Origin of the sequence: Chryseobacterium sp. BLS98 (assembly GCF_001045445.1) — a bacterium.
Classification (GTDB): Bacteria; Bacteroidota; Bacteroidia; order Flavobacteriales; family Weeksellaceae; genus Chryseobacterium.
In genome coordinates this window covers 483,075-503,952 of the sequence record NZ_LFNF01000002.1, presented here as the reverse complement: position 1 = coordinate 503,952, position 20,878 = coordinate 483,075, and the positions used below count along the sequence as shown (strand labels likewise).

Sequence of the window (20,878 nt, the reverse complement as noted above, 5' to 3'; positions counted from 1 at the left end):
ATTAATGAGCGTAACCTGTAAAGAAACTGACTGCCATAATGGCCAGAACGATAGAGGAAATGACTACATAAACGTAGTCTTTTTCTTTTAAATATCCGATCAGCGCAAAAATAATCCTGACAAGAGGAGTGAAGATCAGCAGCAGGATTCCAAGCTGTATAATGGCCATACCTTCTCCTTTGCATAAAGAATTCCAAAACATTCCCCATACCTTTTCGGAAGACGACCCCATATCCAGGGAAGTATATTTCTTAGGCATTTTAAAGCCTTCAGTGAAAAGCTTGATAAAACCGATCAATGATGTGGCTACAGATAAAATAACCCCCAGTCTCAGAAGATTTCCTACCGAACGGTTCAGATCCACATCTGTAAAATTCTTTCTCATTATCTGAAGCTTTTATTGATACCGTTATACATCATATATACTGCCAAAATAGTGATCACAATGGCAAAGAACACCTTTAATTTCTTCGTTTTGGATACCATCAGGGTTTTTGAACCGATAAAGCTTCCTACCACCACACCAATCAGTACCGGAGCTACAATCACAGGTATGATTTCGCCTCTCTGGAAATAGATCAGAGCACTGGCTACAGCAGTTACACCAATCATAAAGTTACTTGTAGTCGTAGAAACCTTAAACGGAAGTTTCATCATATTATCCATGGCCAGAACTTTAAGCGCTCCGGAACCGATTCCCAAAAGCCCGGACATGGCACCTGCAAACAGCATCATCAGGAATCCAGGAACGGTATTTCTAGCAGAATAGCTTTTTAAAACTCCTTTATCAGGAAAAGTTCCGTACAGTTTTAGCTTTTCTTCAAGGCTTCCTTTTATTAAAGGCTCCTGATGGTCAGGTTTTCCCTTAAGATTTAAAACAACCGTCAATAAAAGAATGCTGGCGAAAATAATTCCGATCGTATTAGGATTAAGCATTCCTGAAATCAATGCTCCGATAATTGCTCCTGCAGTAGTCCCGATTTCCAGAAACATCCCTATCCGCATATTGGTAAAACCTTCTTTCACGAAAGCTACTGCAGCCCCTGAAGAAGTACCGATCACGGAAATTAAAGAAGCCCCAATGGCATAATGCATAGGAACGCCGAAACCCAGCGTTAATAAAGGAATAATAATAACTCCTCCTCCCAAACCTGTAAGTGAACCCAAAAGACCGGCGGAAACTGCGCCGAGAAACAGAATGATGATTTCTGACATGCTACAAATATAAAACTATTGTGGTAGTCTGCCAAACGTTTAAAAAAGATAAATTTGATGTATTTTTGCAGATATGAAAAGTGAAATGAAATTATTTTATATCATTCTCGGCGCAACGCCCAAGGGCAGGAATATCGAGCAGCACGACGTTTTTTTCGGGATTGCAGAAAATCTTAAAGATCTCGTTCCCGATATGAAGGATTTCTGGAAAGAAGCAGAAGGAAAAATCCATATAGACTGTTACCAGGAAGTGAAATTTGCAGATGGATACAAAGTGACAATCGTTGAGAAAACAGATCAGCTGTACGAAGACCATCTGTATTTTCTTAATCTGGGAGGATACAAGAAAGGCTTTTTTGAAGAGTTTCATGAGCAGCACCTGATGGTAGGAAAATCTATGGGAGAAATCGTTAAAAGAGCAAAGGCAACAGAATTTTATGCAACGATGGGTTTTGGAGGTGCAGTAAGCCATATTGATGATAAACACGGTGTTGATATTGACGATATTTTCAATGTTAATGATATCCTTCCTGAAAAAATGAAAGAAAAATATTCCATCATCCTGACAAAATCCGACTCGGAAAATCAGGAAAACCCAATGGGTCTTGGATATTTAAAGATTGACAAAATTCAGTAAATCACCGGTAAATAAAATCTAATAGAAAAAATAAAAGTAAGAATGAAAATAGGAATTTTAGGAGGCGGACAGCTGGGAAGGATGCTGATACAAAGCGCACTGAAATATGACGATCAGTTTTATACACTGGACCCGGCTTCTGATGCACCGTGCAATAATATCTCTCATTTTACACAGGGAAATTTTAATGATTATGAAACAGTGTTGAGTTTCGGGAAAGATAAAGAGGTTGTAACCATTGAAATAGAGCATGTAAATGCAGATGCTTTGGCTGAACTAGAAAATCAGGGGATAAAAGTGGTTCCGAATTCTAAAATTATTAAAACAATCCAGCAAAAAATTCTTCAGAAACAATTTTATAAGGCCCACGATATTCCAAGTCCGGAGTTTGAAGTGATGGACGGAAGTTCTGACGAAATTAAAATGCCGCTACCGTTCGTGCAAAAAATGAATACGGGAGGATATGACGGAAAGGGAGTTCAGGTAATCCGTACAGCAGAAGATATGAAAAACCTTTGGGTACAGGACTCTGTGATTGAAAATCTGGTAGATATCGATAAAGAACTTTCTGTAATTGTTGCCAGAAATGAAAATGGTGAAACAAAAACTTTTCCCGTAACGGAAATGGTGGCCGATCCGAAGCTGAATTTGTTGGATTTCAATATCTGTCCGGTATTTTTAAACGAAGATATCCAGAAACAGATTGATTCCATCACAGAAAAATTCTTAAATGCGATTAATTCTCCGGGCCTTTTTGCCATTGAACTCTTCCTTGATAAAAACGGAAAAGTATGGGTAAATGAAACGGCTCCAAGACTACATAATTCAGGTCACCAAAGCCAGGAAGGGAATGCCAACTCCCAGTTTGAACAGATGTACCGAGTAGTGAAAAATTTACCTTTAGCTGATACTGACGTTATTGGGTACAGCGGAATGCTGAACCTTGTTGGAGCAGAAGGACATGCAGGAAAAGTAATTTATGAAGGAATGGATGAGGTTCTTAAACTACCGAAAACATACGTTCACCTTTATGGAAAAACCGAAACCAAGCCCGGAAGAAAAATGGGGCATATTAATGTGTTGGCAGATTCGAGAGAAGAGCTAATGGAAAAATTGGTGAAAGTGAAAGAAATGGTAAAAGTTATCTCAAAATAAAGAAAACGATTAATTCATAATATTGAAAAAGACTGCTTGAAAAGGCAGTCTTCTTTTTATTTATAAATTTTAGGATAATCAATCGTCCATTTTCTCTCTTTAGAATTCCATAAAAGATAAGGACCGTCGAACCCTTCAAGATAAGTAAGCTCAAAATTACCCTTATTATCCGTTATGTAATCAAGATAAACTCGGGAGTCTTCCAGTTTTAATCCTAAAATTTTCAGTGTTTTATAATCATTGTTATCAGGAAGTTTTCCATAATTTTTTTGATAATCTTCAATATTCTGGATGATTTTATTTCCTGTGTCTATATCATTTTTTCTTGTGATTTCAATGGGAAGATTCCAATAAACTGTTACTGAAACTATAATTAGAATCAACAGCAAAACTACGATTATTAGTGCTTTTTTCACTATTTAATGTTATCTAAAATATTTCCAAGTTGCGAATAGTCATTATCTGAACCAAAATTTTCTGTATTGGCATCTGTTCCAATCATACGATATTGATGACAGTCGAAACATATTTTAGCTATTCCTGTAACTTTACCGCTCTTTTTAAAAACCAGGATATCCCTGAAGACTGGAATGCAAGCGGCAACCATCATTTCTTCTTCTGGCTTTTCCACAAATATTTTATTGATGTTCCCAAATTTAGACGGATTTATTTTCTTCTTCAAATAACCAATTTTATTCATATAATTCAGAAAATCAAGATCATTAATACTTTCCGGAGTTTCGCCAATGACCAAATCATATTTAAGTTTATCAATTTTTGATTTACCTTGATTTTGATCTAATTCTGTAATTCCACCCTCTTTGGTTTCAATTTGATAATAATCTATCTCATTGTAATCAAAAAAATTTTCACCATATTTAATTTCAGACATTACTGATTGCTCTATTTTTGGATCTGCGGTTATATTTTGTTTTTGATCTTTGCAGTTGATTAATAATAAAAGAACTATTGGAAATAATTTTTTCATAAATTAAATATAGAAATATTTTAAACTACTTAAAAATCTTCTGAATCACATTACCAATTTCCACAAAATCATCATGATTACCTACAGAGCGTATTTCCGGACTGTTTTCGTCAAATTCTGAAAATGGAAAGATCAGCAAATAATTATTGTCATTTAAGTATTTATTCAGCAATTCAGGAATAAGCCTCATTCTAGGAATATAAGACTTCATACCGCGTTTGGCCATCAAAACAATCAAAGCTTCATCTTCCTTCAGTTTTGCAGCGGTCTTTTCACCGTCCTGCCAGGTACTCATAATGATGAATTCTGCTTCTATGTTTGCTTTCTTCACAATTTTCTGGAGAATATCCAGAATATTTTCAGGAGCATAGAAAACCACACTTGCGCCGGAATTTCTTGCTATATTCCACACTCTTAGCAAAGCGTGAAAAAATCCTGCTTCTTTATGAGCGTTTTCCGGAATCATGACGGCATATTTTTTTATAGTGGAAAGCGGCTGTGCTGCATGGTAAACCAGTACATTTACATCATCATTCTGAAGATACCCGCTGTAAAGATTATAGACAAAAGAAGGGGAGAAGCCTTTCTCATCTTCCAGACCAATAATAAGATCGGTAATATTCTGTTCTTTAATCACATTTTTCACTCCATTGATCACATCATTATCATATCTTTTAAGAGCCTGCATTTTAACGTCAGCCGCAGCCGCAGCATCTGTTGCCTGATGAAGCAGCTTTTCGGCATTTTTCACGGAAGATTCATTTTTATCTTCATTAATGACATTTAAGGCGAAGAGGTTTTCCGTATTTTCATGAGCTTTAATCAGTATGCCCAGATTTACCATTCTTTCCACAGTTTCTTCGTGGTTAATGGCCAACAGTATATTTTCTTCTTCATGACTATTCCCCGAAACCGTATCTTCATTATCGCTTTCTGCAATCTTTTGGGCGCTGGCCATAGATATAAATGAAGAAATTGTACAGGAAATAAGGATCAGAAGAATGCTTCCGTTCAGTACATGCTCATTCAATAATCTTACCGGTTCACCGGTCTCAGTTTCTGAAAGAATAATATTGTATCCTACCATTACTGAAGCTAAAGTTGCGGCTGCAGATGCCGAACTTAGTCCGAAAATAAGTTTTCCTTCCTCTTTGGATAGTCTGAATGTCTTTTGCGTCATCACTGCTGAAAGATATTTCCCTCCGATAGAAGCAACAAGCATAATTCCCGCAACTTCTAAAGTTTCCCAGCTTTTAAAGAAAACTTTGAAATCAATAAGCATTCCCACGCTGATCAGGAAGAAAGGAATGAATATAGCATTTCCTACAAACTCAACTCTATTCATCAGTGATGAGGTGTGAGGGATAAGCCTGTTTAAAGCCAGTCCTGCAAAGAATGCCCCGATAATAGCCTCCACGCCGGCCAGCTCTGCAAGCATCGCGGCCAGATAGATCATGACAAGGACAAAAATATACTGTGAAATCTTATCATCCACCTTTTTAAAGAACCAACGCCCTATAATAGGGAATATAATCAGAACAATTAAAGCGAAAACAATGAAGGAAACGGAAAGTTTAACCCAAAATTCTGTGCCTACATCCCCCTGTGACATTCCCACGATTACCGCAAGTACCAAAAGGGCCATGATATCTGTGATCATCGTTCCTCCCACTGTGATATTGACTGCCTTGTTCTTGGCGATTCCCAGTTTGCTGACCAGCGGATATGCAATCAGGGTATGTGATGAAAAAAGACTGGCAAAAAGGATGGAGGTAAGCATTGAAAATCCCAGAAGATAATAACCACCCAGATAACCCAGTATAAAAGGTACAGCAAACGTATAAATTCCGAAGGTGAGGCTTTTCCATTTGTTCTTCTTAAAATCGCCCATATCAATTTCTAATCCGGCAAGAAACATGATATAAAGAAGGCCGGTAGTTCCTGTTACCACAATACTGCTGTCCCTTGCCAGCACGTTAAATCCATTAGGTCCGATTACTGCTCCGGCAATGATAAGCCCCAGCAGATGCGGAACTTTAATTTTATTCAAAAGCAGGGGAGCGGCAAGGATGATAACCAATACCAACAGGAATTTTAAGACCGGATCTTCTATAGGAAAACTCAGATTATGTATACTCAGTAAAATCATAGGTGTTTTTTTATTTTGTGGAACGTACTAATTCGACGGAAAACTTGGCAGTACAGCCGTTGTCGGTAGTAATGGTTCTTGTTCCTTTCAGCTTGGTGTCGGAAATATCATTCAGCAGAACATTCATTTCTACTTTTTTCTGGGAAGTGGAATCCGTTTTGAAATTAAGTTTGATTTCGTTATTTTCAAATTTGCCGGAATATAGCCTTACCAGATTATTGTTATTGATAATTTTTGTAGACAAATGAATCGAATCACTGTCGAATTCCCAGATATCCGTACGCTGATCACCTACTACATAATCACTGCAGTTGGATTCTGTACAGATCACTTTTCCGTTCCAGGGTCCGGAGATTTCTTCAGGCCACAGAACTATCTTTACGGAATCTTTCTTAGAAAAAATGCTGTCTCTCATTTTTAAAAGAGACTGATATTCGGATTCTTTTTTTGCAAATAGTTTTTCTTTTTCCAGTAATTGCTTTTCTCTTTCTGTGAGATTTTTTTCTTTTTCTTTATAATCACAGCTAATTAATAGAAAAGAACCAGCAAAAAGTATAAAAAATGTGTTTTTAAGCATATTGTTAATGTTGGTGTAAACAATATAGGGAAAAATAAGGAAAATATGAAATTTGCCTGTGTTGTAAGCTTAAATGGAAGAAGATTTTATTGATAGGATGATGTGAAATTGTAAACCATCCCGTCAAAAATTCTATGAATTTTCGCCACCCTTCCAAAGGAGGGGGATATGGAAGTGGGTATGATTGTTTTTAGATTTCAGTGTAATCCTGTTTGTCTTCTTATGTAGTCTTCTGTCTTCTGAACATTTCGGGTTTGTAATTGATAATAAAAACACCGCATATGATCATCACTGCTGCAAGAATAAATTTGAGTGAAATTTTTTCGTCCATAATGAGCCATCCCAGAAATATAGCAATGATTGTATTCACATAAGCAAGGATGGAAACCTGTACCGGCGAAATTTTGGTTAAGGCATAATGGAAGGCAAAAAAAGCAGCAACAGAACCAAAAACAGCCAGATAAAGCATGGCCGAAATACTTTTGAAGCTCCAGTTTCCGAAATTATAATTCTCTGAAAAGAAGAAGGCAAAAATAATTTGTACAGTGCCTGCAAACAGGAACTGATAAAAAAGGTTCAGGGTAATATTACCACTCTGGATATTGAGTTTTTTGGTGAAAATAGTTCCTGAGGCCCATCCGGCAATTGCACAGAAAAGGAAGATCATCCCTGTTCTGTATTGTGGATTCGCCAGATCCTGTATTCCGTCCCAGAAGATAAACAGGATTCCGCTGAAACATAAAAGTACACCTGCAAGAGCCCGGAAACTGAATTTCTGAAGACCAACAGCCACACTTCCCAGGAATACAAGAATCGGGGAACATGCACTGATTAATGAAGCAAGACTGCTGGATACGGTTTCTTCCGCAACGGTTGTCATTCCATTGGCTACCACAAGCATAAGGGAGGCGAAAATAACCTGATAACCAAGGCTTTTCCAGCCTATCCATTTAAATTCTTTTTTTGAAAGAAGGATGGTAAGCATAATCATGGCTGCCAGAAACTGACGTATCCCGGCTACAAACCACGCAGGAATTGTTTCCACAGCAACACGGATAGCCAGAAATGTAGTTCCCCAAACAAGAGCGACCGTGAGAACGGCAAAAATGAGTTTATAATCTTTCAATGTGAATCAGGTATAGCGAACAAATATACCTGTTATGGAATAAAGCGAATGGGTACAGTTGTTGTATTTTTTGAAGGTACAGAACAACTGATAAAGTATATAATAAAAGAGAGTACATTCAAAATGTACTCTCTTGTTTTTTTAAGGTTCGAATCCTCCACATGTGTCATAAGGGACACATGTCCATTTGCCGTCTCTAAAGCAAAGTTGGAATTTGCAGGGCTCCATACCTCCTAAAACTTTTTTCAATTCTTCTTTTTTAAGCTTTTTTAAATTTTTCATTACATGTAAATTTTATGTTGTTGGTGAAACAAATATTGGAAAAAAATAATAATGGCGATCCAAAATTAACACAGTTTAACTTTTTTATCTGATTGCATAGATTGAAATATTTTTCATCCCTTCTTACCTGAAAGGGGTAGGAAGAAATGTGTATTATAGGAAGAAATGTGTATTAAAGGTTATATTTTTTTATCTTTGACCATCTAATAAAAAATTGAAGATGGTAGGAATTATTATGGGCAGCCAGAGCGATCTGCCGATTATGGAACAGGCTGCAAGTTTTTTGAAAAGCTTTGATATTCCATACGAACTGACAGTAGTTTCGGCACACAGAACTCCTGAAAGAATGTTTGATTATGCGAAAACAGCAAAGGAAAGAGGTCTTAAAGTAATTATCGCAGGAGCAGGAGGTGCTGCACACCTTCCGGGAATGGTAGCCAGCTGCACGACTTTACCTGTGATCGGGGTTCCGATTCTATCGAGCAATTCTATTGACGGATGGGATTCCGTATTGTCTATTCTTCAAATGCCCGGAGGTATTCCGGTAGCTACGGTAGCTTTAAACGGAGCTTTGAATGCAGGAATTCTTGCGGCTAAAATTTTAGGAAGCGGAAATCCTGAAGTAGCAGAAAAGCTTCAGAAATATCAGGATACTCTGAAAGATAAAGTATTGGGAACAGTGGATGTGATCAAAGCACAACATCCTAATCAATATGATAAATAATTAAAAAATAAGGCCCGACTGATATGAAATAGTGAGGCCTTATTTTTATTTACTTTTGATCAGTTTCAATGTATGAATTTTATTTTTGGTAATAATCTGTAAGAAATAATTTCCGGGAGGTAAGGTTTCTATGTTGATCACATCTTTTGTTAAAGAATCTTTGGCGATCATTCTGCCTGATGCATCCAGAATCACATAGCTTTTCATATCCGCGATGTTTTTAATATAAATGAATTTCTCTGCCGGATTGGGAAATATAGAAGTAGCATTGACTGGAGGTGTATCCGAAACTCCAAGCATTCTGCATTCTCCTATATTATCACCGGTGAATGTCCATCCTTTGCTGATAAGGGTATCTCTCCATATAGAAACATCAAGAGAATATACATAGGGAGAGAGTGGCCCCAGCACAAGGTTATTAGGTGTTTCCTGATTCTGTGCCCATCCTCTGAGTGTTCGGCTGTAGTTGTCACAATCCAGTCCAGTCTGATAAATCATCAAAAATGGTGAGGTTAAAGATTTCAGGTTCCATGTTTCAAGTGACTGATTAAAACTTGAGGCATCCGAAAATAAAGACATCATATTGGTTACTTTTCGGGTATCCCAGGTACTCAAGGGCTGATTGAAACTGGAGGCACTGGAGAAAGACGTATCCATATTGGTGACATTGCTTACATCCCAGGTTTCCAGAGGTTGATTGAAAGCCGAATCTCCATGAAATATGTGCTCCATATTAATAACATTAGACGTATTCCATGTGCTGAGTGGCTGGTTGAAATCAGGAATATAATGGAACATATAAGATATATCTTCTGCATTGGAAACATCCCATTGGTCTACAGGCTGGTTGTAGGAATCGCATGAAGCAAACATGTATGAAAAGTTTTTTACATTGGACACATTCCAGCTATTCAGATTTTGATTGAATGATTTTCTGCTATTAAACATAAAGCTCATATTTTCTGCAGACGAAGTATTCCATGAGCTGATAGGAGGATTGAAAGAATCCGGAGGGACAACCAAATTATTGGGACCGTATGCGAACATGGATCTGAAGTTTTTGATCACAGAGGTATCCCAGAAGGCCATTGAAGAATTTCCAAAGAATTTCATAGCATTATGGAACATGTAAGAAGCGTCCGTAACACCTGATAAATCAGGAATATCCGTTGCACTCATCTGCATATTTTTGCACTCAACGAATGCAGCATTCATAGAATCCCAATGAATATTCCCCCACTGTTCAATATCAATCAGTTTTTCTGTACTTCCAAATAAGGTCCATGACAATACAATCCCGGGCGTAACTACTTGATTGGGAATTCCGAATTTCAGATGTCTGAAAGTTCCATTACCATTGCTTACTTTCAACCTGTAGGTTGCTGCAGAAGGGTTAGGGTTTAATGGGGTTCCGAAATCGATAAGGATTTGTAGAGTAGAAGTTACATTTTGCATCATTCCGGAATGTTGCGGATAGCCTACTTCTTCCCATGCAATGGTGTAATTTTCTCCTACACCGGGAAACCATATTTGATTTGAGTTTGTTTGTGAAGTAGCATTAACGGGTGAGGAAGTATTATTGGGTTTCCATATAGTAATAAACTCGTTTTGAGCTTTCATTTGGAGCAGAAAAATTAACAAAAAAAAAGTTAGTAGTTTTTTAATCATAAAACAATATTTTGAAAAATAAATATATATAAATAAATAAAATAGTGCAAATTTTTAATAAATTACATGGTTTATGGTTGTTTTTTTAATGAAAATATGGTGAAATATGGGAAAATATGGGAAGAGGGGAGATAAGGATTTCACTAGCCCTGATAAAAACGGTTACCCCACAGCAGTGAGGTTAAGCCTGGCTTGCGCGAGGAGTAGAAGCGGATAGTGAGAAACAGCTCCAAAAGCATACAAAAAAAAGACTTTCCAGAAACCTGAAAAGCCTTTATTATATTAAGATTAAAAAATATTAGTATCTGTAGTACTCAGGCTTGAATGGCCCTTTTACATCTACACCAATATATTCAGCCTGTTCCGGAGAAAGAGTTTCCAGTTCAACGCTTAATTTTTTAAGGTGTAAAGCAGCTACTTTCTCATCTAAGTGCTTAGGAAGCATATATACTTCATTTTTGTAAGCAGCAGAGTTGTTCCAAAGTTCGATCTGAGCCAAAGTCTGGTTAGAGAAAGAGTTCGACATTACGAAACTTGGATGCCCTGTTGCACATCCTAAGTTTACCAATCTACCTTCAGCAAGAATAATTACTTCTTTCCCGCCTTCTAATGTGTAGATGTCTACCTGAGGCTTAACTTCAGATTTTGTAGAACCGTAGTTTTTGTTTAACCATGCCATATCGATTTCATTATCGAAGTGGCCGATGTTACAAACGATTGCCTTGTCTTTCATTTTAAGGAAATGCTCTCCTCTTACAATGTTGAAGTTTCCTGTAGTAGTGATGATGATATCAGCGTTGTCTACAACGGTATCTAATCTTTTTACTTCGTAACCGTCCATGGCAGCCTGAAGCGCACAGATTGGATCAATTTCAGTAACAGTAACGATAGAACCTGCTCCTCTGAAAGATGCAGCAGTACCCTTACCTACGTCTCCGTATCCGCAAACTACCACTCTTTTACCGGCAAGCATTACGTCTGTAGCTCTTCTTACAGCATCTACTGCAGATTCTTTACATCCGTATTTGTTGTCGAATTTAGATTTAGTAACTGAATCGTTTACGTTGATGGCAGGCATTACTAAAGTTCCGTTCTTCATTCTTTCGTAAAGTCTGTGTACTCCTGTAGTAGTTTCTTCAGAAAGCCCTTTGATATCTTTTGTGAATTCAGGGTATCTATCAAACACCATGTTTGTTAAATCTCCACCATCATCCAAAATCATGTTCAATGGTTTTCTGTCTTCACCGAAGAATAAAGTCTGCTCAATACACCAGTCAAACTCTTCTTCATTCAGACCTTTCCATGCATAAACAGGAATTCCGGCAGCAGCAATAGCAGCAGCAGCATGGTCCTGAGTTGAGAAAATATTACAAGAAGACCAGGTAACTTCAGCTCCTAAAGCCACCAATGTCTCGATAAGCACAGCAGTTTGGATCGTCATGTGAAGACATCCTGCGATTCTTGCACCTTTCAGAGGCTGAGACGGTCCGTATTCTTCACGGATAGACATCAAACCTGGCATTTCTGCTTCGGCAAGGGTAATTTCTTTTCTTCCCCATTCTGCTAGGGATATGTCCTTCACTTTGTAAGGAACGTATTGTGTTGTAGTACTCATATGTAATGAATAAATTTAAATTCAGTTGATAACGAAATGCAAAATTACAATTAATAATTAAGATAAAAAAACGGCAGATCGAGTTCAAATGATGAGATTAAAAGTTGTTTATGTTATTTAATGTTGAAATTCTTGGGCATACAAATGATGTGAATCATCAGTCGAAATAAGAAGGAAAGAGGGGAGATGGAGGTTTATCAATATTAAGACTAAAGTTATTGCGTAAGTTGTAAGTAACCTCCATCTTCCTGCATCCGTCTTCAATCCCTTTCAACTTCCACATCTTTTCACTACTTTTATCGAATAAAAAAACGATGCCCCTTTACCGAGATTTTTCAGATGACAATGCCACGATCCTCGTATGGAAATATGATGAAAGCGAAGAACTTGATATCAACGAGCTCCTGGAACCTGAAAATGCCGAAAAGGTAAAAGATTATCATCCTAAAAAACTTCTGGAAGTGCTAATGGTGCGTAAACTTTTAAAAGGTTTAAAGCCTCATTCTAAAATTCTATACAAAGAGAAGGAACCGTTTCTGTCCCCTAAGGATGCAGAGATTTCCATTACCCATTCATTTCCTTTTGCTGCTATTGCCATTTCCAAAAATAAAATAGGCATTGATATCGAAAAATTCAATCCTAAGATTTTAAGGGTTATCGACAAGTTCACCTACGAAAATGAAAGGGGATTCATTCCTGAAAATAATTCCGTGACGTTTTATACTATTATCTGGAGTGTAAAGGAAAGTATGTACAAAATCCACCACTCGAAATACTGGTCCCTGAAAAAAAATTATGAAGTGAAGCCGTTTGAGATTAAATACCTTCACAAGATCAGCTGCAGGGTTTATGATGAGCAGTTTTCAGACGAGTTCAAAGCGAGAGTAGAATTTTTTGATGACTATTGCTTCACGATTGTGGAGGAATAGGATCAGCTTCGTTTTTGTATTTCTCGATAACTTTTCTCTGTTCTTTAGCTACATCATAGATCAGTTCCAATATATCATGGATGTTTTTAAGTTCCGTTAAATGTGAAATTTTATCAGGATCTCTGCGGTCGACAACATCATTTTCCTCTATTTCCGTTTTTCTTTTCAAAATCATGTCTTCAATGGAAGAATCTTCCGGTTCGAGGCGGCTTTCCATTTTTAAAGCTTCATTGATCTCATTTCCGTTCAGCAAAACTGAGGTCTGCTGCATTTCTGCCTCTATCTTCCTGCTCCAGCTTTCAGCATCTATTTCGGGATATTTTTCGTTGTTTTTAGAATACTGGGACAAAGATGCAGTGTAGGCAGTAATCAGATGTGAAGTGGCCACAAACTGGTGTACCACTTCCAGTTTTTTCTGCTGGTTCTTCGGCTCAGAGATCATTCTCTGGAAGTTATCAGAAAGGTTGGCAAGGGAAATGATAGCATTTTTCCGTTTTACCTTGTAATCTTCAATATCAAAATTTCCATATAAGAATTTGGAAATAACACTTTCAAAATAGATCAGGTTATCTGCTGCAGATTTCTTCATCAGATCCAGATTCTGAGTATGCTCCCAGACCGGAAGAACAATATAAGATACTGCAAAGGCAATCACACCGGCAATGAAGGTATCAAGAATTCTATCTTTAAAGATCACATTTACATTTCCGGGATTTAAAAAATTAAAACTCAGGAATACATAAATTGTCATGAACAGGACCGCCCAAAAATAACGGCCTTTCAGAAAGCTGAAACACATGATCATGCTCAAAAGCAAAATAGAAAATAATAGCCCCTTGATATCGATAAAATGTAAAATTGCGTAGGCAATAACAGCTCCAGCAATGGTTCCGTAAAGACGGAGAAGGTTCCTCTTTTTGGTAATAGAGTAGGCGGGCTTCAATATCGCAGTGATGGTAATAAGTATCCAGTACGTATGACCAAGCCCAAGGAAATCAAACATTGAAAAAAGGTATCCCACCAGCAAGGCTGTAGTAATTCTTATCGCGTGCCTGAAGTGCGAGGATGAAAGCGAAATATTGTTCCTTAAAACCTTAAAATTCAGTTTTTCCTCATTAGGCATGAATTTTTTCAGATCCAGGCCTGTGGAAAGACTTTTTGCCAGCTTTATATTCTGCGAAAATACTTTATAGATCTCGTTGATCTCCTTTGTAATTTCATTAATGCGCATCAGGATCTGGCGCAGGATCATGAAATTTTCCAGATTATCGGGAGTCAGCTGCTTATTGCGAAGTTCGAAATAATGATAATTGAGATTTTTCAGTTCAAGTTCCAGATCGGCTATAGGTTTTGCCCTTGTTCCTATCTGAAGTGATATCCCGATATTGGTAATTTCATCCGCAAGCAGGTTGAGGTAATCATGAATATTGACAAGGATCATGCTGTCTTCAAAACTCTGCTGTAGTTTCTGGTAATCACTTTCAGAGGTCATCAGCTTCTCATGAAGGTCCATAGAATTCAGAAACATCAGCATTAAAAGACGACTGGTTGTCGTAGATTCATTAACGATGGTTCTGGTCTTGAAAACAGTTTCCCGGGTTTCTTCCTGCAGGTTTTTAATTCCGACCTGTTTGGCAATAACCTGGATAGTCAGTCTGTCGAAATCCGGATTTTTCTGATAATAATTGGCTTTTATTTTTAAAAATTCAGCAAGCTGAAGATAATTTTCACCAATCATCTGGCTGGCCAGTTTATAGGGCTGAATGGTAGTAACCACCAGGAAAATCAGGAGGAACCAGGTACATCCGGATGCAAATATGAGCAGGCTCTTAAAAATATTACTGCCGGTAAGGTGCCCGTCGATAAAAATGGCCAGTACAACAAGAGATAACGATCCTACTGCGGCAAGCCTCTGCCCGTAAACACCAATCAGGGAGAAAAACATTCCGAATACGATGATTTCCAGAATGACCAGCACCTTGAAGTTCATGACGAGACTGGCAATAAGTGCCACAAAAACAAAGCAGAAAATAGCAAATGTAAGTGCATTTCTTCTTCTGATAAAAGGACCGGGCTGGTCACAAAGTGCCACAAAGCTGGTTCCCAAAGGAAAAAGAAAGTATTCTTTCAGAATCCCGAAATGGGCAAGAACTAAACAGGGCAGAACAGTTGCCAGCGTAATTCTGATCGCAGAATATACATATTGGCTGGTAACGAATTTTTTGAGTTCTGCTGAATAGTTCATCCTACAAAATTAATTATTGAAAATAAGAAAAGCCTTATAAAAATAGGACTTTTGCAAACTTATATGTTATATTTCTGTAATAAATTGTTAATGGGTAATTGAAACGATTGGGGTAATACAAATTTAATGCTGAAATTGGAATTTTGCTTCGCCAGTCAATAGTAAATATAAGGACTTTATAATTGATTAATGAAATAAAATTTACTATTGACCATTGACTATTCACAATTTATCTCAGCTTTTACTAATTCACTGCGAAGCAAACTGACAGCGCAGCTAATTCAGTATTGACATAAAAAAAGCCTCATGATCATGAGGCTTTTTTATATTGTATAATGTTCTTAATAATCAACATTGGATGTTTCATCACCAATGTTCCAGGTAAGACCGAAACGAAGGGTATTATCCAAAGCAGTATTTACTTTTGACATATTGATCAGATAAGAAATATCAAGTCCGAAAGAACGGTATTTCAAACCGATACCTGCTGTAGCGAACTGTCTTGCTCCCTGCTCTTCGCTTTCGTGGAAGTAACCTGTTCTTACTGAAAATGCATTGTCATAAGAATATTCCAAAGCACCACTCATCATGATAGAGTTTTTATTTTTGAAAGATTTTCCGATCCCGGCCATTACCCCTACGTTAGGAATTTCATATCTCGGCTGTCTTGTATTAGGGTCTATTCCTACGTATTCGGATCCCGGAACCAGGATTTTAGAACCTTCTACACTAAGACCGATTTTGTTCATATCATCCAGATACATATCATATCCAAGCCCCAATCTTGCCATAGTAGGGAGGTAAGATCTGGATTCTTCATTTCCGGTATAGTCTAGTTTAGGACCTAAGTTCTGAACAGCAAAACCTGCATTTACTTTACCGTCATAGCCTCCGAAACTTGAAAATCTTGGAGAGGTATAGTATCCTGAAACGTCTACTGCAAAACTGTTGGCAGCTTTAAGGGTAGTGTCCGTATTGAAACCTCCGGCTAAATCTGAACGGATGAATCTACCGGTAACGGCCATGGAGTACGAATCGGAAAGTTTCAGACCGTAGGCAACGTCGATGGAAAATTCATTAGGTTTTGAGGTACCCATAGAGGTTACTTCTGAACCTACCAATTGGGTAAGGTCTACTTCACCCATATTGAAATAATAGATACTTGCAGAAATAGTAGATCTTTCTTCCTGTCCTAAAAATTTATGGAATGCACCATATAGTAAAAATACATCATTGGTAAGTTTTCCCATATAAGGTGTGTAGTTAAGACCTATGGAAGAACTTGTTCTGCTAAAAGGATATTTTGCAGCATTCCAGAATTGTGAAAATGCATCCGGTGAAGTTACCACCCCTTGGTCTCCCATACCTCCAGCTCTTGCATCTGGTGCAATTCTTAGAAAAGGAGCTCCGGTTAATACTGGATTTATTTTACTTAAATCTTGCGAATAGCCTAAAAAACCAGCACTTAAACCAAATCCCAAAAGCAGTTTAGTAGTTAAATTCATATGTTGTCTTTTATATATTATCAGTTTTTTATAACAATTATTGTCTATGTATTATTTAATTTATTTCAAAAGTACCATTTTTTCTACAGCTGTAGCACTTCCTTTGCATTTTTCTTGATTTTGACTTTTTGCAAATATCTTAAAAATATACGTACCTTTTGCAACAGTTGCCCCAAAATCATCTCTTCCGTCCCATTCTATTGCCTGACGTGGCGTTCTAAAGCCCTGTAGGAACGGTTCTGCAACTACCGGCTGAGATAATGTTCTTACCAATTTTCCTGTAATTGTATAAATCTGAACATTTACATCTAAAATATCATCGCAGTTGTGCTCAAACTGGATGTATGTTTTATTGGTAAACGGATTCGGCCAGTTCAGCGGTCTGTTGATTACAAGATGCTGGTCGGTCTCATCCTTAACTTCAAAGTTTAACGTAGCAGTTGTAGAATTATTGTTTATATCCCAAACTTTAAATGTTAATTGATGCTGGCCTATCGCAAGGTTTCTGAAAGGGTAGGTTACATTTCCTTTCTGATAGTCTGCAAGACCTGGGTTCAGACATCCGTTTCCTTCACCTGAAGCAAAGAAATCATTCAAAACAACCGTATTGATAATCTGGCCGTCAAGATAAACCGTAATGTCGTGGCCTACACCGGATCCGGTAGAGTTAATTCCCGTATCATCGGTAACGCAAGCTAAAAGCATCGGATTCTGGTTGGTAATTCCGCCATCAGCAAAGTTGGTGTTATTCATGTATAGCTTTACTTTAGGTGGTTCATTATCATTGATTCCGTTCGGGTTGATATCACCCACCTGTACTGGCTGGTTATTGAATACATCTGTTACTCTGTTGTCTGCATATCCAAGTATTCTTCCTTGCCCTACTGCATAGTTGATGTCTTTAGGGACATAAAACTCAACAGTGAACACTCCGTTTACGGCTGTTCCGGAAGCTTTAACAATAGCACTTCCTTCTTCCGTGTAATCCATGACAGGAGCCAATACCCCGTCGTTATTCAAAGTTTTTTTGTTTAATCTCTTATCAAAAATATTGATCGAAACCCGTCCGTTGAAAGTGGTGTTCACCGTACCGTTCGGATTGTTGATATGTCCTTTTATTTTAATAAAATCCAGACCTCTGATCAATCCCGGAACCGGAGACTCAATATTATCTATCACAAGCTGTCTCTGAGGTCTGCTCAGTTTCATGGCAGGATCCCCAAGGAAATTTACCTTCAGGTGGTCAATAGTAGCTCCTTTTTGCTTTTTGGCATTTAAATGGGCATATCCTAAAGTTTCAAAATCATCAGCGGTTAACTTGAAAATATTCTTGGTATAAAGATCTGTAAAGTTACGTCCGTAATCCACTCCGATCGCACGGCTTGAAGTGATCATAGCAGCAGCTCCTCCCTGTTTAAGTTTAATGAACTGTTCTCCCGCAGAAGAAGTATTCGGCTCATCCCATAATGTGAATTCACAGGTAATGGTAGAGACAAACGGGAATCTGCTGTACACATTAGAGAAATTATTGGAATTCTGGATCTCAGTACTTGTTAATACTCTTTCCTGTGCCCATCCGTTAATACCTCCATGCCCGAAATAGAAAAGATAAAGGCTGTTACCGATATCATTGGAGATCGCCTGGGTCACCTGAGGGAATCTTTGTCCAGCTGCTGTACTTTGGGCAGGGAAGGCATCCAGATATAATTTTCTTACATTATATTCTTTCAGGTCCTGCTGTCCCGGAGCCTCGAAAATGCTTACCAACGTATTATTGGTTACTTCATGGAAAGGGCTTCCGCCGTCTTTATCATCATCTACAACAAAGTCGAGTTTCATTCGCCATTCTCCGAAAGGGGAGGACTGTCCCGGAAGCGCATTGTAATAGGCAAGCGTTTTACTGATCATATTTCCGGCTTCCGTTACATTGGCTGCTGGAATTCTGCCTACAGGAATATCTGGAAGGTTGTTTTCAATGGTAGATGCCGTCTGTGGCTGTGTCATTACAATATAGTCGTCCGTTACGAAAGAACCTACAAAATCTGCCGAGTTCTCACCCTGGTAACCGGAAACGATATTGGAATTGCCGGAGATTCTGTTTTTATAGTCATAAGAAGCATCTCCTAAAATAAATACATATTTGAGTCTTCCATTGTTGTTAAGTTTAGTAACGAAATCTCTTATTGCAGTTAGGTCCCTGCTTCCGCTTCCGAATTCATTATAAATTTTAGCTGCGTCTACGATTTCTACCGTATAATTATTTTTCGTCTGATGGTAGCTGGCCAGTCTCTGTGCTTGTCCCATCATTTCAGGAACAGTAATGATCAGGTAATCTACATTCTGAAGTCCGGAGAGATTCTGGTTGGCCACTCTTTCAACAAACTGCGGACTATATGCTCCATCAGCACGGAACGCTACAAACTCATTGTTGAAATTCGGATCAGAAGTAAAATAGCCGAAATTAAAGCTGCCTGCACCTGCTTTGTTTACTCTTCTGTTGGCATTGGTAATGTCCGTTACATCCCATACCTGCTCAAGGTTTGCGGCATTGGAAATGCTGAAACCGTAATTGGTATTAGTTCCGCTGGGAAGTGAAAAGTCTCTGAAACTAAGCTGTGAACCATTGAAAGCTAGGTTCTCCTTATACTGTACTTCTGCATAATCAAAATGGAAAACCCCATTAGGATTTACAGAAATATTGGGGGCATAATTAATAGTAATCTGATTTCCGCTCAGGTTGGATATTGTTCCGTCATACTTTAGCTGATAAAAATCAAACCCGTAAGTGGGAGTATTGGCCGGAACAGTCTGTGTGATCGGATTTTGGTTGTTGATCTTAAATTCAACAGTATTCTGCTGTGCTCTGTAACCTACCACCTGTGTTCTGTATTTTATAACATCTCCACCCTGTATCGGTGAGTTGGTCGTGAAGGTCACTGCTTTATCTGTTGTAAAAGGTGCCTCTTCCACCCAGATTCTGCCTACTTTTAAAAGATTCTTCTGGTCGTTGTTGATCACCTGATAATTATCAAACCTCGTGATCAGGTTACCGGCAGGCAGATTTACATCAACAGGCTGTACTCTTTTACCCAGACCTTTATCAAAATTGATGAAGTAATAAGAGAAATCATCATATATATTTTTAAGATTGTTGCTTCTGTCCGTTCTTGTGTCGATTCTTTTGAAACCATTCCCGTTGGAAGTATCATAAAGATTGTATCCGTTTGGTCCCTGAGCATAAAATAAGGCATAGTCGCCGTCGTTCCATACGCCGTCTTCTTCACCCACCACCTGGATGGCATTTTCCTGAAGCGCGCTGTATTTTGTATCCTGATTGTACTCCGGAAGCATGATACCGCCGTTTCCATAAATTCTGAAATTTTTCGGATTTACAGAAGCGGGATTGATACCGTTATCTTTTAAAAACTGGGTGGTGATTTTAAATATCCCCGATCTGTCTACTTTAATCTTATAAAAGCCACCGCTCGAAAGAGGATTGGCAGTAGTTCCTACCTTGTTGGCAGTTCCCATTCTGGAATTGTCGGGAGCCGATGTTTCAGAAATATTAAATGAAGAAAGTCTTTGAACACGTCCTTTTACATTCTTAAATAAAGCAACGCTGATGCTGGCATATCTTTCTCCTTCCAATGTATAATAAGCAATATCTGCAATTTCATAATCCGGCAGTCTGCCTTTGTCCAGATCATACAATTCCTTGCCGGAAACGCTTTCCCAGGCCAGATCCGAAACTTTTAGCTGCTTTTCTCCTATTTTTTGTTTAGTTATGATAAAAACATTATTTTGGCTGAACGAAAAACCTTCATTTTTGAAATTTGGAAGATTTAATTTTGTGTCACCAAAATCTTGGATTTTAGAGCCTTCCCATTCTATGGCTTTTCTCTGAGCCCAAAGTGTTGATACAAAAGAGATTAGTAATAAAAAGGTGATTTTTTGTTTCATGTTTATTATTGAAATTTCTGAATTACAAATAAAATGAAAATTTTAGAATTAAATTGTGATACAATAAAATTAATTTGTTAACGTTTTTCAAAAAAATCAAATG

Annotated in this window: 17 protein-coding genes; 4 read left to right on the top strand and 13 right to left on the bottom strand. The window is 37.9% G+C overall.

Annotated features, from left to right (window positions below; all coding sequences use genetic code 11):
• Nucleotide 1: 1 nt before the first annotated feature.
• On the bottom strand, nt 2-385 hold the full coding sequence (locus ACM40_RS07125) for a DUF1634 domain-containing protein (protein ID WP_040998787.1): 384 nt from the start codon (nt 383-385) through the stop codon (nt 2-4).
• Nucleotides 385-1,215 carry a sulfite exporter TauE/SafE family protein gene (locus tag ACM40_RS07120; protein WP_048502137.1) on the bottom strand — a complete coding sequence of 277 codons (831 nt, stop codon included), beginning with the start codon at nt 1,213-1,215 and terminating at the stop codon, nt 385-387. The genes ACM40_RS07125 and ACM40_RS07120 overlap by 1 nt, the downstream gene beginning before the upstream one ends.
• A gap of 85 nt (nt 1,216-1,300) precedes the next feature.
• On the opposite strand from ACM40_RS07120, the gene ACM40_RS07115 reads away from it, so the two are divergent.
• Together ACM40_RS07115 and ACM40_RS07110 are read left to right on the top strand one after the other, a co-directional pair.
• Nucleotides 1,301-1,852: a DUF1543 domain-containing protein gene (locus ACM40_RS07115; RefSeq protein WP_048502857.1), complete on the top strand. Its 552-nt coding sequence runs from the start codon at nt 1,301-1,303 to the stop codon at nt 1,850-1,852.
• Between the two features lie 42 nt (nt 1,853-1,894).
• Nucleotides 1,895-3,007, top strand: a complete 1,113-nt coding sequence (locus tag ACM40_RS07110; protein WP_048502136.1) for a 5-(carboxyamino)imidazole ribonucleotide synthase — start codon at nt 1,895-1,897, stop codon at nt 3,005-3,007.
• 56 nt (nt 3,008-3,063) lie between these two features.
• Here ACM40_RS07110 and ACM40_RS07105 read toward each other — a convergent pair whose 3' ends face one another.
• The 6 genes from ACM40_RS07105 to ACM40_RS20900 all read right to left on the bottom strand — a co-directional run bounded on the left by ACM40_RS07105 (nt 3,064) and on the right by ACM40_RS20900 (nt 8,129).
• Nucleotides 3,064-3,423: a hypothetical protein gene (locus tag ACM40_RS07105; protein ID WP_131705345.1), complete on the bottom strand. Its 360-nt coding sequence runs from the start codon at nt 3,421-3,423 to the stop codon at nt 3,064-3,066.
• On the bottom strand, nt 3,423-3,995 hold the full coding sequence (locus tag ACM40_RS07100) for a hypothetical protein (RefSeq protein ID WP_048502134.1): 573 nt from the start codon (nt 3,993-3,995) through the stop codon (nt 3,423-3,425). Before ACM40_RS07100 ends, ACM40_RS07105 begins: the two co-directional genes overlap by 1 nt.
• Before the next feature lie 25 nt (nt 3,996-4,020).
• The gene (locus tag ACM40_RS07095) at nt 4,021-6,144 is read right to left on the bottom strand and encodes a cation:proton antiporter (RefSeq protein WP_048502133.1); all 2,124 of its coding nucleotides are present in this window, start codon (nt 6,142-6,144) and stop codon (nt 4,021-4,023) included.
• A 10-nt stretch (nt 6,145-6,154) separates the two neighbouring features.
• Nucleotides 6,155-6,721, bottom strand: a complete 567-nt coding sequence (locus ACM40_RS07090; protein WP_048502132.1) for a hypothetical protein — start codon at nt 6,719-6,721, stop codon at nt 6,155-6,157.
• A gap of 220 nt (nt 6,722-6,941) precedes the next feature.
• On the bottom strand, nt 6,942-7,847 hold the full coding sequence (locus ACM40_RS07085) for a DMT family transporter (RefSeq protein ID WP_048502131.1): 906 nt from the start codon (nt 7,845-7,847) through the stop codon (nt 6,942-6,944).
• 141 nt (nt 7,848-7,988) lie between these two features.
• Nucleotides 7,989-8,129 (bottom strand): bacteriocin-like protein, encoded by a 141-nt coding sequence (locus ACM40_RS20900; protein ID WP_410492731.1) that lies wholly within the window; start codon nt 8,127-8,129, stop codon nt 7,989-7,991.
• A 220-nt stretch (nt 8,130-8,349) separates the two neighbouring features.
• On the opposite strand from ACM40_RS20900, the gene purE reads away from it, so the two are divergent.
• Nucleotides 8,350-8,853, top strand: coding sequence for a 5-(carboxyamino)imidazole ribonucleotide mutase (purE, locus tag ACM40_RS07080; RefSeq protein ID WP_048502130.1), 504 nt, complete (start codon nt 8,350-8,352; stop codon nt 8,851-8,853).
• Between the two features lie 45 nt (nt 8,854-8,898).
• Here purE and ACM40_RS07075 read toward each other — a convergent pair whose 3' ends face one another.
• Nucleotides 8,899-10,473, bottom strand: a complete 1,575-nt coding sequence (locus tag ACM40_RS07075) for a BspA family leucine-rich repeat surface protein (protein ID WP_048502129.1) — start codon at nt 10,471-10,473, stop codon at nt 8,899-8,901.
• A 346-nt stretch (nt 10,474-10,819) separates the two neighbouring features.
• The gene (ahcY, locus tag ACM40_RS07070) at nt 10,820-12,136 is read right to left on the bottom strand and encodes an adenosylhomocysteinase (RefSeq protein WP_048502128.1); all 1,317 of its coding nucleotides are present in this window, start codon (nt 12,134-12,136) and stop codon (nt 10,820-10,822) included.
• Nucleotides 12,137-12,450: 314 nt separating this feature from the next.
• Here ahcY and ACM40_RS07065 point away from each other — a divergent pair, with 314 nt between their 5' ends.
• Complete coding sequence (locus tag ACM40_RS07065; RefSeq protein WP_048502127.1) at nt 12,451-13,065, top strand: 4'-phosphopantetheinyl transferase superfamily protein; 615 nt, start codon at nt 12,451-12,453, stop codon at nt 13,063-13,065.
• Here the strand turns inward: ACM40_RS07065 and ACM40_RS07060 are convergent.
• The 3 genes from ACM40_RS07060 to porU form a co-directional block, all read right to left on the bottom strand.
• Nucleotides 13,046-15,310, bottom strand: coding sequence for an FUSC family protein (locus ACM40_RS07060; RefSeq protein ID WP_048502126.1), 2,265 nt, complete (start codon nt 15,308-15,310; stop codon nt 13,046-13,048). The two genes, ACM40_RS07065 and ACM40_RS07060, sit on opposite strands and share 20 nt — an antisense overlap.
• A 341-nt stretch (nt 15,311-15,651) precedes the next feature.
• Nucleotides 15,652-16,815 (bottom strand): type IX secretion system outer membrane channel protein PorV, encoded by a 1,164-nt coding sequence (gene porV, locus ACM40_RS07055; protein ID WP_048502125.1) that lies wholly within the window; start codon nt 16,813-16,815, stop codon nt 15,652-15,654.
• Between the two features lie 60 nt (nt 16,816-16,875).
• Nucleotides 16,876-20,775, bottom strand: a complete 3,900-nt coding sequence (gene porU, locus ACM40_RS07050; RefSeq protein WP_048502124.1) for a type IX secretion system sortase PorU — start codon at nt 20,773-20,775, stop codon at nt 16,876-16,878.
• Nucleotides 20,776-20,878: the final 103 nt, after the last annotated feature.